Source organism: Lentzea tibetensis, assembly GCF_007845675.1.
GTDB lineage: Bacteria > Actinomycetota > Actinomycetes > Mycobacteriales > Pseudonocardiaceae > Lentzea > Lentzea tibetensis.
On the sequence record NZ_VOBR01000005.1, the window covers coordinates 258,011 to 273,666 of the forward strand.

The following is a 15,656-nucleotide window of genomic DNA, read 5'->3' on the forward strand; positions in this document are numbered from 1 at the left end:
AGGTGGTACCGACCAGTGATTCTGACGACCGCATAGGGTCTTGGGGTGCTGGTGCTGCAGGGGCTGTGCGCCGCCGACGGCCGGCTGGTGCTGTGGGCGGAGGACTCCGAGCTGCCCGCGCGCACGGACAGCAAGCGCCGCGAGGTGCCGCACCCGTTCGCGGTGCCGGGTGACGTGCTCGCCGCCGCGCTCGGCCACGACGAGGTGAAGGCGACGCCGCGCAAGTTGCTGTTGCCGTCGTACGCGAGCGGACCGGCCGCGTCGCCGGAGCTGGTGCGCGATCCGCTCACGGCTGGGCGCGCGCCGCGCGGGGCGGTGAAGCTGCGGCAGTGGGTCGTGCCGACGATCCCGCTGCGAGCGGACGCCGAGCCCGGCGCGGACGTGCGGCTGAGCGACTCGGCCCGGTTCGTGCTCGAGGTGGCCGCGTTCGCGCGGGAGCTGGTCGCGCGCGGGCGGGTGCTGCCGTCCGTGCAAGCCGATCAGGCGGTGGCGTGCTGGCTGCCCGCGCTGACGGGTGCGGACACGGCGCGGTTCGCCTCGTTGCAGGCGGCGATGCCGCCCGCGTGCCGGTGTGAGGAGATCGTCAGCAGTCCGGCCGAGCTGGTGCGGGCCGCGCTCGCCACGGCCGTGGACGAGGAGGTTCGCGCGCGGCTCGGTGCGCTGCAGGTCGTGCCGCGGCGGCGCGGGCGGGTGTCCACGGCCGAGGCGTGGCTCGGGGCGCTCAGCGGTGAACCGGCGTTCGAGGCGGATCCGGTCGAGCTGTACGAACTGCGCGAGCAGCTCGAGCGGTGGCACGCGAGCGGTGCGCAGAGCAGTCCGGTGCGGACGTGCTTCCGGCTGCGCTCCCCCGGTCAGGGCGAGCTGGAGCAGGACGAGTGGGCGGTCGAGTTCCTGCTGCAGTCGGTCGACGACCCGAGCGTGCTCGTGGGCGCCGAGCGCGTGTGGTTCGCGGACGACAGCGTGCTGCGGCGGTGGATCCCGTCGCCGCAGGAGTTCCTGCTCGCGGACCTCGGGCGCGCGAGCAGGCTGTGCCCGGACCTGGACCTGGCGCTGCACACGTCGCACCCGGCCGAGCTGGAGGTCGACGCCGAGGGTGCGTACCGGTTCCTGCAGACGGCGCCGCTGCTGACGCAGGCCGGGTTCGGCGTGCTGTTGCCGTCGTGGTGGCAGCAGCCGGCGAAGCTCGGGCTGAAGCTGACGACGTCGAGTCGCGGCACGGCGGGCACGGTCGCCAAGGAGAGCGAGATCGGGCTCAAGTCGATCGTCGACTACAAGTGGGAGCTCGCGCTCGGCGAGGACGCACTGACCGAGGCGGAGCTGGTCGCACTGGCGGCGGCGAAGGTGCCGCTGGTCAAGGTGCGCGGGCAGTGGGTGCAGGTCGACCAGAAGCGGCTCGCCGCTGGGCTCGCGTTCCTCAAGCGCGGCGGTGGGCAGATGACGGCCGCGCAGGTCATGCTCCACAGTGGACTGCATCCGGAGGACGAGAGCCTTCCGCTGCCGCTCACGTCGGTGACCGGTGACGGCTGGCTCGGGGACCTGTTGTCCGGCAAGGCGGAGCAGAGCCTGGAACCCGTCGAGCCGCCCGAGGGGTTCGGCGCGACGCTGCGGCCGTACCAGCGGCGCGGGCTCGCCTGGCTCGCGTTCCTCGACAAGCTCGGGCTCGGTGCGTGCCTCGCGGACGACATGGGGCTCGGCAAGACCGTGCAGCTGCTGGCGTTGGAGGCGCTCAACCGCGCTGAAGGCAAGCGTCCGCCGACGCTGTTGATCTGCCCGATGTCCGTGGTGGGCAACTGGCAGCGCGAGGCCGCGCGGTTCACGCCCGAGCTGTCGGTGCACGTGCACCACGGCGCGGACCGGTTCGGCGGCGACGCGTTCCGGGAGGCCGTCGAGGAACACGACCTGGTGCTCACGACGTACTCGCTGGCCGCGCGCGACGGCGACGTGCTCAGCGAGATCAACTGGGACCGCGTGGTGCTCGACGAGGCGCAGAACATCAAGAACAGCAACACGAGGCAGTCGCAGGCCGTGCGGCAGCTGCCCGCGCGCCACCGCGTCGCGCTGACCGGTACGCCAGTGGAGAACCGGCTCGCCGAGCTCTGGTCCATCATGGACTTCGCGAACCCCGGCGTGCTGGGCACGATCAACACGTTCCGCGCGCGGTTCGCCGTGCCGGTCGAGCGGCACAACGACCAGGGCGCCGCGGCGCGGCTGCGCAAGATCACGAGCCCGTTCGTGCTGCGCCGCGTCAAGACCGACCCTCGGGTCATCTCCGACCTGCCGGACAAGGTCGAGATGCGCCAGCTGTGCAACCTGACGCCCGAGCAGGCGTCGCTCTACCAGGCCGTCGTGAACGACATGCTGCTGCGCATCGAGGAGAGCGAAGGCATTCAGCGCAAGGGACTCGTGCTCGCGACGATGTCGAAGCTCAAGCAGGTCTGCAACCACCCGGCGCATTTCCTCAGCGACGGGTCCCGCGTCGCGGGCCGGTCCGGCAAGCTGACGCGGCTCGAGGAGATTCTCGACGAGGTGCTCGCCGAAGGCGACAAGGCCTTGTGCTTCACGCAGTTCACCGAGTTCGGCAGCATGCTCGTGCCGCACCTGAGCGCGCGCTTCGACACCGACGTGCTGTTCCTGCACGGCGGCACCAGCAAGGCCGCGCGCGACGCGATGGTCGAGCGGTTCCAGTCGACGGGCGGGCCGTCGATCTTCCTGTTGTCGCTCAAGGCGGGCGGCACCGGTCTCAACCTCACCGCGGCGAACCACGTGATCCACCTCGACCGCTGGTGGAACCCGGCCGTCGAGGACCAGGCGACCGACCGCGCGTTCCGGATCGGCCAGCAGCAGAAGGTGCAGGTGCGCAAGTTCGTCTGCATCGGCACGCTCGAGGAGCGCATCGACCGGATGATCGAGGAGAAGCGCGCGCTCGCCCAGCTCGTGATCGGCGCGGGTGAGAACTGGCTGACCGAGCTGTCCACGACGCAGCTGCGCGAGCTGCTCGCGTTGTCCGGGGAGGCCATCGGTGAGTGACCACTGGTCCGGCGAGCGCCAGTTCCGCAAGCCCATCCGCGTCGAGGGCGGTCTCAAGGCGCAGAGCAAACGCGGTGAGATCGGCCAGACGTGGTGGTCGCGCCGGTTCATCGAGGTGCTCGAGTCGTTCGGCATGGGCGGACGCCTGACGCGCGGTCGCAACTACGCGCGCCAGGGCCAGGTGCTCAGCCTCTCGCTGTCAACGAGCATGGTGATCGCGCTCGTGCAGGGCTCGCGGGACACCCCGTACCGGACGCGCATCGCCATCAAGGCCTTCACCGCCGACGAGTGGCGCCGGATCGAGCACGCGCTGGCGGGCAAGGCCTTGTACGCGGCCAAGTTGCTGGCCGGTGAGATGCCGCCCGACATCGAGGACCTGTTCGCCGAGCTCGGCCTGCGGCTCTTCCCGACGTCGATGCGCGAGCTCACCATGGACTGCTCGTGCCCCGACTGGGAAGTGCCGTGCAAGCACCTCGCGGCGACCTGCTACCTGCTCGCCGAGTCGTTCGACTCCGACCCGTTCGAGATCCTCGCCTGGCGCGGCCGCAGCCGCGACGACCTGCTCGAGCGGCTGCGCACGTTGCGTGCCAGCAAGGGTGACGGCAAGAAGGTGCGGACGACTGCCCAGGACGAGGCTCCGCCGCTGACGAAGTGCCTCGACGACTTCTGGCGCAAGCAGGACTCGATCGCGCTCGGCGGGCCGGCCGAACCGCTCACGGTGCGTCCCGACGCGGTGCTCGACCAGCTCGACGCCGTGCCGATCACCGTGCGCCGCACCAACTTCGTCGACCTGCTGCGCCCCGTCTACCGGGCGATGATCGAAGACCCTTCCGCTACCGACGGCTGATCGGGACCTGGGCACGGAAGGACGCGGGAACCGGCGCGTCGCGGAGCGGGCACAGAGCCAGCGCCACCCGGTGCACGTTCGGTGGGGCAGGACGGGACCTGCAGCACGTCCGCGCCGTCCGGGACCAGCAGCACCGGGGAAGTCACGCACAAATACAGCTGCGCGGCACCGATTCGTGCTCGGCGCACGAAGGCCACGGCTCGTCAGTAGGCGCAGGAGCGGGCATCCGATGTGGCCGGTGTGCAGCTAGGTAGGAACGCAACCGCCGGGAGGTGCGCACGAGATCAGACATGCACCGTGTTTCGCAGCTCCGCACCAACGGCGATCGCCCAGCCGCTAGGTCGCCCGCCCTGGCGCTCCGAGTACAGAGTCGCCAGGTAGTGCCTGGTCCACGCACGGATGGTCCCGAAGCGAGCTGCGGACAGCACGATCCGAGCACTCCGACGGCGCGTCCACGCTGACGAAGCAGTGGCGCGAGCAGCTCGTCCGGAAGCCGGATCGCCTGAGGTGACGGCCGTCGCCGGGCTGGCCAGACACGTGGCTCGCGGTCTGCGCGACTCAGCTGCCGAGGAAGCGTCCAGGCTCAGCCCATGCCACCGACAGGATGAGCTGGATCTCCGCGCCTGGCATGACAGCCGTTGCCAGGCCGTCCACACGCGCGGCTCTGCGCGATTCAGTTGTTGGAGGAAGGGGCCAGGGTCAGCCTCCCGCTACGGACGGGATGATCTGGATTTCCGCGCCTGGGGTGACGGCCGTCGCCGGGCCGTCGAGGCGGCGACATTCCTCGCCGTCCACGTAGATGTTGACGTAGCGGCGCAGGGTGGCGCGTTCGTCGCGGAGTTTGCGGTCGAGTGCCGGGTAGCGCTCGGCCAGCGAGTCGAGCACCGCGCCGAGGGTGGCTGGGTCGGCGACGTCCACGTCGAGACGAGAGGCGCCGCCCACTGCCGAGCGCAGGACGCCGGGCACCAGTACGGACACCTTCACGTCGCGATCACCGCGGCCCTGATCGACAGCACGTCCGGCAGGTTCTCGGCGACCAGGTGCCAGTGGTCGCCCTCGTCCGAGCTGCCGTAGACGGCGCCGGAGCGCGAGCCGAAGTAGATGCCGGCCGGGTCGGCGTCATCCACGCACATCGCGTCGCGCATGACGGCCGTCCAGAAGCCGTCCGGCAGGCCGTCGCCGAGGCACTCCCAGGTGTTGCCCGCGTCGCGGCTGCGGTACACGCGGCACTTGCCCTCCGGCGGGAAGCGCATGCCGTCGGCCTTGATCGGGAAGTTGTAGATCGTGTCCGGCTGGCGCGGGTGCACGACCATCGCGAAACCGAAGTCCGTCGGCAGGCCGTCCGCGATCGACTTCCACGTCTCGCCGCCGTCGTCGCTGCGGTACACGCCGTGGTGGTTCTGCGCGTAGAAGCGGGACGGCTCGGCGGGGTGCTGCGCGATCTTGTGCACGCACTGGCCGAACTCCGGGTACGGGTCCGGCAGGAAGTACGCCTTGATGCCGGTGTTGCTCGCCTGCCAGGAGCTGCCGCCGTCCGACGTGCGGTAGACGCCGCCGGTCGACATCGCCACGGTCATCCGGTCGGGGTCGGCGGGGTCGGGCACGATCGAGTGAATCGCCTGGCCGCCGAAGCCCGCGCCCCACTCCTCGCGGTGCGGGTGCTTCCACAGTCCCTCGACCAGCGCGTAGGTGCTGCCGCCGTCGGTGGACTTGAACAGGGCGGACGGCTGGGTGCCCGCCCACACCACGCCCGGCTGCGACGCCGGGCCGGGCTGGAGCTGCCACACCCGTTCCAGCGCGCCCTCTTCCGGGAACGAGATGGGCGCGTGGTCCGGTTCGTCCCAGGTGGCGCCGAGGTCGTCGGACGTCGCCACCGACGGCCCGAAGTGTTCGCTCGTCACGCCCGCCAGCAGGCGTGGCGCTGGGCCGCGCGTGTCGATGCCGACCGCGTACACGCCGGTCATCGCGTGGTGCGGTCCGTCGAGCTGCCACGTCGAGCGGTCGTCGCTGGTCGCCACCCACAGCCCTTTGCGGGTGCCGATCGCGAGGAGGACTTTCGAAGCCATCTCGCCTCCTGGTTTGTGATGTGGAGCACGCTACGCCGGGGGTCTGACAATTTCTGGTCGCGAGGCCGGGACCTCGTCGAATGCGCCGCTATGCACTGTGGAAACACCACGTGGTGCCGCAAGTTACTCACTGGTAGCCTCCGAAACGAGACGAGGAGGTCCCCAGTGCTGTTCGACCCCAACAGCTACCAGCCCGAGCACCTGGACGCCGAGACCCAGAGGCTGCTGCGCGCGACCATCGACTGGTTCGAGAACCGCGGCAAGCGCCAGCTGATCGCGGACGCCCAGGACAAGGTCTGGTACAGCGAGTTCCTGGACTTCGTGAAGCGCGAGAAGCTCTTCGCCACCTTCTGCACCCCGCAGTCAGAGGCAGGCCAGGACGCGAACAAGCGCTGGGACGGCGCCCGCAACGCGGCGTTCAGCGAGGTGCTCGGGTTCTACGGGCTGCAGTACTGGTACGCCTGGCAGGTCACGGTCCTCGGCCTCGGCCCGATCTGGATGAGCGCCAACGCCGAAGCCCGCCAGAAGGCGGCCAACCTGCTCGACAGCGGCGCGGTGTTCGCGTTCGGCCTGTCCGAGAAGGAGCACGGCGCGGACGTCTACTCGACGGACATGCTGCTCACGCCCACCGAGGACGGGTACAAGGCCAACGGCGGCAAGTACTACATCGGCAACGGCAACGTCGCGGGCATGGTCAGCGTCTTCGGCCGCCGCACGGACATCGACGGCACCGACGGGTACGTGTTCTTCGCGGTCGACAGCCAGAGCGACAACTTCAAGCTCATCAAGAACGTCGTGGACTCGCAGATGTTCGTCAGCGAGTTCCGCCTCGAGGACTACCCGGTCAGCGAAGCGGACATCCTGCACACCGGCGCCGAGGCGTTCTCCGCCGCGCTGAACACGGTGAACGTCGGCAAGTTCAACCTGTGCACGGCGAGCATCGGCATCTGCGAGCACAGCTTCTACGAGGCGATCACGCACGCGCACAACCGGATCCTGTACGGCAGCCCGGTCACGGACTTCCCGCACGTCAAGCAGAACTTCGTCGACGCGTACGCGCGCCTGACCGCGATGAAGCTCTTCGCGGACCGGAGCGTCGACTACTTCCGCAGCGCCAACGACACCGACCGCCGCTACCTCCTCTTCAACCCCATCACGAAGATGAAGGTGACGAGCGAGGGCGAGCAGGTCATCGACCTGCTGTGGGACGTCATCGCGGCCAAGGGCTTCGAGAAGGACACGTACTTCACCCGCGCCACCGCGGACATCCGCGCGCTGCCCAAGCTCGAGGGCACGGTGCACGTCAACCTCGCGCTGGTGCTGAAGTTCATGCCGAACTACCTGTTCAACCCGAAGCAGTACGACGAGGTCCCGAGCAGGCACGACGCCACGAACGACGACTTCTTCTTCAAGCAGGGTCCCGCGCGCGGTCTCGGCAAGATCCAGTTCCACGACTGGGAACCGGTCTACGCCGAGCACGCGCACATCCCGAACGTCCAGCTGTTCCACGAGCAGGCGAACGCGATCAAGACGCTGCTGACCACCGCGGCGCCGGACGAGAAGCAGCAGCAGGACCTCGACTTCCTGCTCAACCTCGGCCACCTGTTCACGCTCGTCGTGTACGGCCAGCTGGTGCTGGAGCAGGCGAAGATCACGGGCACCGACCCGAAGCTCCTCGACCAGATCTTCGACTTCCTCGTCCGCGACTTCAGCGGCTACGCGGTCGCGCTGCACGGCAAGACGAGCTCGACCGAGAAGCAGCAGCAGTGGGCGCTGGGCCAGGTCCGCAAGCCGCACTCCGACCAGGAGCGCTTCGACCACGTGTGGGAGCAGGTGAAGGGCCTGTCGGGCGCGTACGCGATGCGCCCGTAGATCCAACAGGATCAAACAACGGACAAGCAGGGCGGAGCTGTCGATTCAAGACAGCTCCGCCTCTTGACGTGACAACGATGAAAACGTTTTGATGTGTCCGGTCGTGTTCAACCTTGTTGCATCTTGAGCGCGATCCCGCCGCCGCCACTCCTGACCGTCCCCTTGCCAAGGAGCGCGTGCACGTGGATCAACGCAGATCGAAGTGGCGCACAGCCCTCATCGCGACCGTTCTCGGCGCCGGACTCATCACCGCACCGCAGGCCACCGCGCAGCCCACGGCCCAGATCGACGACGGCCTGGCGCTGACGCCCCCGATGGGCTTCAACAACTGGAACTCGACGCACTGCCGTGCGGACTTCAACGAGGCCATGGTCAAGGGCATCGCCGACATCTTCGTCGACAAGGGCCTGAAGGACGCGGGCTACCAGTACGTCAACATCGACGACTGCTGGGCGCTGCCGGAACGCGCCGCCGACGGCAACCTGGTGCCGCACCCGGTGCGCTTCCCCAACGGCATCAAGGCCGTCGCGGACTACGTGCACGGCAAGGGCCTCAAGTTCGGCATCTACACGAGCGCCGGAACCAAGACCTGCAACAAGGACGGCGGTTTCCCCGGCGGGCTCGGGCACGAGGAGCAGGACGCGAAGCTGTTCGCCAGCTGGGGCATCGACTACCTCAAGTACGACAACTGCAACAACCAGGGCGTCGACGCCAAGATGCGCTACACGAAGATGCGCGACGCGCTGAAGGCCACGGGACGGCCCATCGTGTTCTCTCTGTGCGAGTGGGGCCAGAACAAGCCGTGGGAGTGGGCGAAGGACGTCGGCCACCTGTGGCGCACCACCGGCGACATCGGTGACAACTGGAACAGCATGGTGTCGATCGCCAAGCGCAACATGGTGCTCGCCGAGTACGCGGGCCCCGGCCACTGGAACGACCCGGACATGCTCGAGGTCGGCAACGGCGGCATGACGGACGTCGAGTACAAGAGCCACTTCGGGCTCTGGGCGATCATGGCCGCACCACTGCTCATCGGCGCGGACCTGCGCAAGGTCAAGCCCGAGATGTTCGAGATCCTGGGCAACAAGGACGTCATCGCGGTCGACCAGGACAAGCTCGGCGTGCAGGGCAAGGCGATCCGCACCGAGGGCGGCATGTACGTCTTCGTGAAGCCGCTGACGAACGGCGACAAGGCCGTCCTGCTGTTCAACGAGAACGACAGCGGCGCGCAGATCAGCACCACCGCCGAGGAGATCGGGCTGCCGAAGTCGTTCGCGTACACGGTCCGCGACCTGTGGGCGAAGACCACGACGCACTCCGCCGGCTCGATCAGCGCGGCGCTCCCGCCGCACGGCAGCGCGATGTTCCGCGTCAGCGCGAGCAACGACTGGTACAGCTACCCGCCCGCCGTCACCGCCGGTGCCGACGCGGCCGTGCTCTACCCCGGCGCGATGCCGCTCGTGACGCCCGGCAAGCCGGTCACCTACACGACGACCGTCAGCAACACCGGACGCCTGCCGATCTTCCACACGCAGGCGAAGCTGACCGTGCCGGACGGCTGGACGGTCACGCCGAAGTCGTCGCCCACGAAGCTGATCCTCTCCGGTGAGAAGCAGTTCCAGACCACGTGGGAGGTGCTGGTCCCGGCGACCGCGAAGCCCGGCAGGTTCCCGGTGGGCGCGACGTTCACCTACACCTCGCCGAGCAGCACGACGCCGGTCAGCACGAGCTACCAGACCGAGGCGGTCGTGCCCGGAGCGGCGCCCGTGGGCGTGAAGTTCCTCAGTGACCACAGCTGGCTGCGCGCCAGCAACGGCCACGGCCCCGTCGAGATCGACACGACCAACGGCGAGGCAGGCGCCCGTGACGGCGGGACGATCTCGATCCGCGGCCAGAAGTTCACGAAGGGCCTCGGCACGCACGCCCCCGCGCACATCGAGTACTACGCGGGCGGCGACTGCACCCAGGTCACCGCGACCATCGGCATCCAGGACAACAAGGTCAACCCGCTGAGCCTCGTGACCTACGAGGTGTGGGGCGACAACAAGAAGGCCTACGACAGCGGCCCGGTCACCGGCCAGGACGCGGCGAAGCAGCTCACCGCCGACGTCACCGGCGCGACGGTCGTCCGCCTGATCATCACCGACGGCGGCAACGGCAAGTCCTACGACCACGCCAACTGGGGTGACCTGAAGATCACCTGCAAGTAGGGGTCAGCCGCTCCGGTCGAACTGACCGGGGTCCAGGAGGCCGTGTCGCACTGCCAGCGACGCGGCCTCCAGGCGTGAGTGGACCCCGAGCTTGGTGAGCAACGACTGGACGTGCGTGCGCACGGTCGTCGCGGACACCCCGAGCCGGCGGGCCATCGCGGTGGTCCCGAGCCCTTCCACCAGCATCTCCAGGCACTCCCGCTCGCGCCGCGTCAGGTACCCGGCGAGCCGGTACGCGTCGGCGGCGGCAGCGGAACGCTTCGGCCCGCGCCACGCGGGCAGGTCCACGACCACCTCGCCCGACGCCACGCGCCGGATCGCGGCCGCGAGCGCGGCCACCCCGCGCGACTTGTGCACGTACCCCGCGGCACCGGAGTCCAGCGCGCGCACGACCGCGTCACCATCGCCGTCCGCGGTCAGCACCACGACCTTGGTGCCCCCGGCGACCACGCCCGCGATGTGGTCGACGGCGTCGCCGTCGGTGAAGTGCCGGTCGACCACGCACACGTCCGGCCGCACGGCCTGCACGCGTTGCACCAGTGCGGCCACCGACCCGGCGACCGCGGCCACCTCGAACCCGTGCTGGGTCAGCACGGTCTTCAGCGCGTCGACGAAGACGGCGTGGTCGTCGGCGAGCACGAGGTTGATCACGGTTCCCCCTGGAAGACGATGCGGACACACGTTCCGCGCGGCAGCCGGGCCCGCACGTCGAAACTCCCCCCGCACGCCGCGACCAGGCCGGTCACGATGTTCAGACCGCGCGTCGCCCACCCCGGTGAGCCGTTGCCGAAACCAAGCCCGTCATCGGACACCTCGATGGCGATCTGACCGTCCACGGAGGTGACGTCGACCTCGACCCGGCCGGACGAACCTGCCGCACGCACCGCGTTGTCCACGACGTTGCGCAGGATCCGCCACAGCACCGACTCGTCGACCCGCAGCCACGCCTGCGCGCCCGGCCGCAGCACGACGGACGTCTCGGCAGCTTCGTCCGAGAGCACCACGATGCGCTCGGCGACGTCGCGCACCGACAGCGACACCGGCTCCCCCGACCGCATCACCGCGTGCCGGACGTGGTCGCGCAGCCGGACCATCTCCTCGTCGATCAGCTCGACCCGGCGACGCGCCTGTGCGGGCAGCATCGGGTCACCGCGCAGCGCTTCGACGAGGCAGGAAAGCGTGGCGAGATCGTGGCCGAGATCGTGCAGCACATCGCGCAGGGCACTTCGCATTCGGACCTCCGTCCGTTCTCAAATACCATCGACCTGATCACGGATTCCGTTGCGCAGTGATCATCCTCAGCGGCGCGACCGCGCAAAACCAGAGGCCAATGACCTGCATCGGGGCACAATGCATGCCCGACCCCACGAATGACGTATGCGCTCTCACCCGCGAACACGAGCCGTGACGGACAAATTCGATCTACCGTGGATTTCAGTCCCGCGAAATGCGAGTGATCCTCAATGAAATCACTCTTCGCGATTGTTCTCACCATCGGAGTAATCGCAGCGCTCCCCGCCACCGCACAGCAGGCGGGCCCCGTCGTCACGTTCACGATCGACGACAGCACGGCCGACCAGATGGCAGGTGCGCGGATCCTGAGCAAGTACGGCCTGCACGGCACCTTCTACGTGATCTCCGGATCGGTCGGCACGGCAGCCCACCTGACGCGCGCCCAGCTCGACGAGCTGAAGGCGGCCGGGCACGAGATCGGCGGGCACACCGTCTCCCACCCGGATCTCACCAAGATCGCCCCGGACGAGGCGCGGCGGCAGATCTGCGCGGACCGCGCGACCCTCACCGAGTGGGGCCACCAGGTCACCTCGTTCGCCTACCCGTTCACCGCGTACAACCCCGACGTCCAGCGCTTCGCCGCCGAGTGCGGCTACACCAGCGCCCGGTCGCTCGGTGACCTGCGCGGACCGCGCGACTGCCTGGACTGCTCCACCGCCGAGACCATCCCGCCGGAGAACCCGTACGACGTGCGCGCACCGGACCTCGTCACCCGCGACTGGACGCTCGCCGACCTCCAGTCGCTGGTGCTGAACGCGAGCAGCGGGTGGGTGCCGATCGTGCTGCACCAGATCTGCGACGGCTGCGCGGACCTCTCGCTCAGCCCGGCGATCATGGACGCGTTCGCGGCGTGGCTGGTCGCGCGCCGCGTGCAGGTGCGCACGGTGCACGAGGTGATGGGCGGGCCGGTCCGGCCGGTCGTCGCGGTGCCACCGGCGGCGCGCACCGCGCTGGTCAACCCCGGCCTCGAGGACGGGCCGCCGGACGCCAACGGGCTGCCGATCTGCTGGTCCACCGCCGGGTGGGGCGAGAACAAGGTGACCCGCACGCGGACGAACGACGCGCACACCGGGCAGTGGGCGCAACGACTCGACGTCATCTCGCACCGCAACGGCGACGCGAAGATCCTGCCGGACTTCGACCTCGGCACGTGCGCTCCGTCCGCGACGCCCGGTCGTGCCTACCGGGTCAGCGCGTGGTTCAAGTCGACCGGCTTCACCCAGTTCGCGGTGTACCGCAGGCTCGCGACGGGCGGCTGGGTGTACTGGACGAGCAGTCCGCCGGTCGGCCCGTCGCTGGAGTGGAGCGAGGCGCGGTGGATGACGCCTGCCCTGCCGAGGGACTCGACGGGGCTGAGCTTCGGCGTCGCCCTGATCTCCGTCGGCTCGCTCACCACCGACGACTACGGGTGGACGCTGACGGGTTCCGGGCCGCGGGCGCGGGCGTCATGAGAGCGCTGCTCGTCCTCCTCCTGCTGGCCGCGTGCACACCGGTGCCCGCGCCGGACCTCCCCTGGCACACCGGGATCGTCGCGACGACGTTCTGGGTCGGCGAGGTGTTCGACCCGTCGGCCGACGACGGCAGCCAGGTGCTGTCGACGTACGACGCGCGCTGGATGGAGAACTACGGCGGCTGCGACGGGATCCAGGACGGCGACGAGTGCCGGACCGAGCCGCGCACGGCAGCGAACGACTACTTCCCCACCGCCATGACGCCCCGGCACAACCCGTTCTACCTCGACCTGCCGTTCGACGACCTCAACGACCCCGGCGCGTTCGCCCGGCGGGCGAACGTCGTGCCGTGGGCGGCCGAGTTCAAGGGGAAGGAGACCGACCAGGGCTTCTCCTACCTCAAGAACCGCTGGGTGCAGCTGCGCAAGGGTGACCGCACCTGTTACGGGCAGATCGAGGACGCCGGGCCCGGCCAGTACGACGACGCCGAGTACGTGTTCGGGCGCGACGACCGGCGGCCGGCCAACAAGGAGTTCAACGGGGCGGGCATGGACGTCTCCCCCGCGCTGAACGGCTGCCTCGGGTTCGCCGAGCTCGACGGGGAAACCGACGAGGTGGACTGGCGGTTCGTCGCGGAGCAGGCCGTTCCGGACGGCCCGTGGAAGAAGGTCGTCACGCGCCAAGGGGTTGTGCTGTGACGTCCTCGACGACCGACGCGATGATGTCGTCGAGCGTGCGCCGCGGCCGGAACCCGATCTGCTGCTCGGCGCGCGAGCAGTCCGGCACCCGCCGCAGCATGTCCTCGTACCCCTCGCCGTACGCCTCCCCGTACGGGACGTAGGTGATCTCGCTGCGCGACCCGGTCGTCGCGATGATCCGCTTCGCCAGGTCCGAGATGGTCACCTGCTCGGAGCTGCCGACGTTGAACACCTGCGCGGTGGCGGTGTCGTCCTCCAGCAACGCGATCAGCGCGGGCACCACGTCGGCGACGTGGCAGAAGCAGCGGATCTGCTGCCCCGTCCCGTACACGGTCAGCGGCTCACCGGCGAGCGCCTGCCCGACGAACCGCGGCACGACCATGCCGTACCGCCCGCTCTGCCGCGGCCCCACGGTGTTGAACAGCCGCACGATCACCGCGCGCAGCCCGAGCTCGCGCGCGTAGATGTGCGTCAGCGTCTCGTCGACGGCCTTCGCCTCGGCGTACGACCAGCGGCTGACCAGCGGCGACCCGATGATCCGGTCGTCGTCCTCGGTCAGCCCGACCTTGGTGTTCTTGCCGTACACCTCGGACGTCGACGCGACCAGCAAGCGCGTGCCGTACCGGTACGCGGCGTCGACGACGTTCTCCGTGCCGCGGATGTTGGTGCGCAACGAGAGCAGCGTCTTGTCGAGGATCGTGAACAGGCCGACCGCGGCGGCGAGGTGGTACACCGCGTCCACCGACGAGACGCAACGGTCCACAGTGGACGAGTTGGTGACCGATCCCTTGATGACCGAGAGAGCGGGGTGGTCGGCGACGGGCGCCAGGTTCTCGGCTCTGCCGGTCGTCATGAGGTCGAGGACCGTGACCTCGTGCCCGTCAGCCAGCAGGCGCTCGGTCAGGTGGGAGCCGATGAACCCGGCGCCGCCGGTGACCAGGATCTTCATGGCGTGGCCTCGCGAATCGGTAGGTGGCGTCGAGCACGACCGGGCACTCGTGCGCCCACTGGTAGTCGAAACCGGGGTGGATCGTGTGGATGACCGCGAGGTCCCAGTCCACACCGCGCGGGTCCCGCACGCTCTCCAGCACGCGGCCGCCCGGCAGCTCGAGCGTCGGGACCAGCGGGTCGTGGAACGACACCAGCGCGCCGCGGGCGCCGAGCTCGCCGATCAGCTCCAGCGCGGACGACTCGCGGAGGTCCTGCACGCCCGGCTTGTAGCTGACCCCGACCACCAGCACCCGCGCGCCGGTCATGCCGCGGCCCGCGGACGACAGCGTCTCCACCGCGTGCTCGGCGACCTGGCGCGGGCGCTGGGCGATCGAGCGCATCGCCTCCTCGACGATCGGTGCGGCCCTCCGCGATCTTCGGAGCTGCCACAACAGGTAGTGCGGGTCGCACGGGATGCAGTGCCCGCCGACGCCGGGCCCCGGATACGACACGAGGAACCCGTACGGCTTGGTGCCCGCCGCGTGCGTCACCTCGATCGGGTCGAGCCCGAAGCAGCGGCTGATCTCGGCGAACTCGTTGGCCAGCGCCAGGGTCACGGCGCGGAACGAGTTCTCGTACAGCTTGGTCAGCTCGCTCGCCTCCGCCGAGCTCACCGGGTGCACGATCGGTGTGATGAGCCGCAGCACGTCGCGCGCCCGCGCGGTGCACTCCGGTGTCACGCCACCGACGACGCGCGGTGTGCGCTGCTGCAGGTGATCTGGGCGTCCGGGGTCGATGCGCTCCGGGCTGAACGCCACGTACACGTCGCGTCCAGGCACCAAACCCCGGCGCAGCAACGGTTCCACCAGCAGCTCGCGGGTCGTGCCGACGAAGCTCGTCGACGTGAGCACCAGCACCTGGCCGGGCACGACGTGCTCGACGACGGACGCGCAGGCCGCGCGCAACGGATCCAGGTCCGGCGTCAGGTAGCGGTCGAGCGGCGTCGGCACGCACACGATCACCGCGCCGGCGCCGCTCACGAGGGAGGTGTCTGCCGTCAGCAGGAAGTTCTTGTCCCCCAACGCCTCGATCAACCGGAGGCGGTCGTCGTCGAGCAGGTCCGCCGAACCGTCCCTGATCGCGGCGAGCCTGCGCGCGCTGATGTCGATGCCGATCGTCCGCACACCGTTCGCGTACAACCCGAGCGCGGTCGGCAGCCCGACGTACCCCATGCCCAGGATGGCGACCGACTCCACGTCCAC

Annotated in this window: 12 protein-coding genes; 6 read left to right on the forward strand and 6 right to left on the reverse strand. The window is 69.5% G+C overall.

The window, feature by feature from the left end:
- Positions 1-45 precede the first annotated feature (45 nt).
- Positions 46-3,027: a DEAD/DEAH box helicase gene (locus FKR81_RS09580; RefSeq protein WP_146350616.1), complete on the forward strand. Its 2,982-nt coding sequence runs from the start codon at positions 46-48 to the stop codon at positions 3,025-3,027.
- Complete coding sequence (locus FKR81_RS09585; protein WP_146350617.1) at positions 3,020-3,874, forward strand: SWIM zinc finger family protein; 855 nt, start codon at positions 3,020-3,022, stop codon at positions 3,872-3,874. Before FKR81_RS09580 ends, FKR81_RS09585 begins: the two co-directional genes overlap by 8 nt.
- A 699-nt stretch (positions 3,875-4,573) precedes the next feature.
- Here FKR81_RS09585 and FKR81_RS09590 read toward each other — a convergent pair.
- Both FKR81_RS09590 and FKR81_RS09595 read right to left on the reverse strand, forming a co-directional pair.
- Positions 4,574-4,858, reverse strand: coding sequence for a ubiquitin-like small modifier protein 1 (locus tag FKR81_RS09590; protein ID WP_146350618.1), 285 nt, complete (start codon positions 4,856-4,858; stop codon positions 4,574-4,576).
- Positions 4,855-5,940 (reverse strand): WD40/YVTN/BNR-like repeat-containing protein, encoded by a 1,086-nt coding sequence (locus FKR81_RS09595; protein ID WP_146350619.1) that lies wholly within the window; start codon positions 5,938-5,940, stop codon positions 4,855-4,857. Before FKR81_RS09595 ends, FKR81_RS09590 begins: the two co-directional genes overlap by 4 nt.
- 165 nt (positions 5,941-6,105) lie before the next feature.
- Between FKR81_RS09595 and FKR81_RS09600 the strand changes: the two genes are divergently transcribed.
- Together FKR81_RS09600 and FKR81_RS09605 are read left to right on the forward strand one after the other, a co-directional pair.
- On the forward strand, positions 6,106-7,812 hold the full coding sequence (locus tag FKR81_RS09600; RefSeq protein WP_235921415.1) for an acyl-CoA dehydrogenase family protein: 1,707 nt from the start codon (positions 6,106-6,108) through the stop codon (positions 7,810-7,812).
- A gap of 182 nt (positions 7,813-7,994) precedes the next feature.
- Complete coding sequence (locus FKR81_RS09605) at positions 7,995-10,022, forward strand: NPCBM/NEW2 domain-containing protein (RefSeq protein WP_235921416.1); 2,028 nt, start codon at positions 7,995-7,997, stop codon at positions 10,020-10,022.
- A 3-nt stretch (positions 10,023-10,025) separates the two neighbouring features.
- Here the strand turns inward: FKR81_RS09605 and FKR81_RS09610 are convergent, their stop codons facing one another.
- Entirely contained in the window at positions 10,026-10,673 is a 648-nt protein-coding gene (locus tag FKR81_RS09610; protein ID WP_146350622.1) for a LuxR C-terminal-related transcriptional regulator, read from the reverse strand.
- On the reverse strand, positions 10,670-11,254 hold the full coding sequence (locus tag FKR81_RS09615; protein ID WP_146350623.1) for a sensor histidine kinase: 585 nt from the start codon (positions 11,252-11,254) through the stop codon (positions 10,670-10,672). Before FKR81_RS09615 ends, FKR81_RS09610 begins: the two co-directional genes overlap by 4 nt.
- Before the next feature lie 231 nt (positions 11,255-11,485).
- Here FKR81_RS09615 and FKR81_RS09620 point away from each other — a divergent pair, with 231 nt between their 5' ends.
- Together FKR81_RS09620 and FKR81_RS09625 are read left to right on the forward strand one after the other, a co-directional pair.
- Positions 11,486-12,766, forward strand: coding sequence for a polysaccharide deacetylase family protein (locus FKR81_RS09620; protein ID WP_146350624.1), 1,281 nt, complete (start codon positions 11,486-11,488; stop codon positions 12,764-12,766).
- Positions 12,724-13,464, forward strand: a complete 741-nt coding sequence (locus FKR81_RS09625) for a hypothetical protein (RefSeq protein ID WP_222598205.1) — start codon at positions 12,724-12,726, stop codon at positions 13,462-13,464. Before FKR81_RS09620 ends, FKR81_RS09625 begins: the two co-directional genes overlap by 43 nt.
- Here the strand turns inward: FKR81_RS09625 and FKR81_RS09630 are convergent.
- Together FKR81_RS09630 and FKR81_RS09635 are read right to left on the reverse strand one after the other, a co-directional pair.
- Positions 13,439-14,413 carry an NAD-dependent epimerase/dehydratase family protein gene (locus FKR81_RS09630; protein WP_146350625.1) on the reverse strand — a complete coding sequence of 325 codons (975 nt, stop codon included), beginning with the start codon at positions 14,411-14,413 and terminating at the stop codon, positions 13,439-13,441. The genes FKR81_RS09625 and FKR81_RS09630 overlap by 26 nt on opposite strands.
- Positions 14,346-15,656 carry a nucleotide sugar dehydrogenase gene (locus tag FKR81_RS09635; RefSeq protein WP_235921417.1) on the reverse strand — a complete coding sequence of 437 codons (1,311 nt, stop codon included), beginning with the start codon at positions 15,654-15,656 and terminating at the stop codon, positions 14,346-14,348. The genes FKR81_RS09630 and FKR81_RS09635 overlap by 68 nt, the downstream gene beginning before the upstream one ends.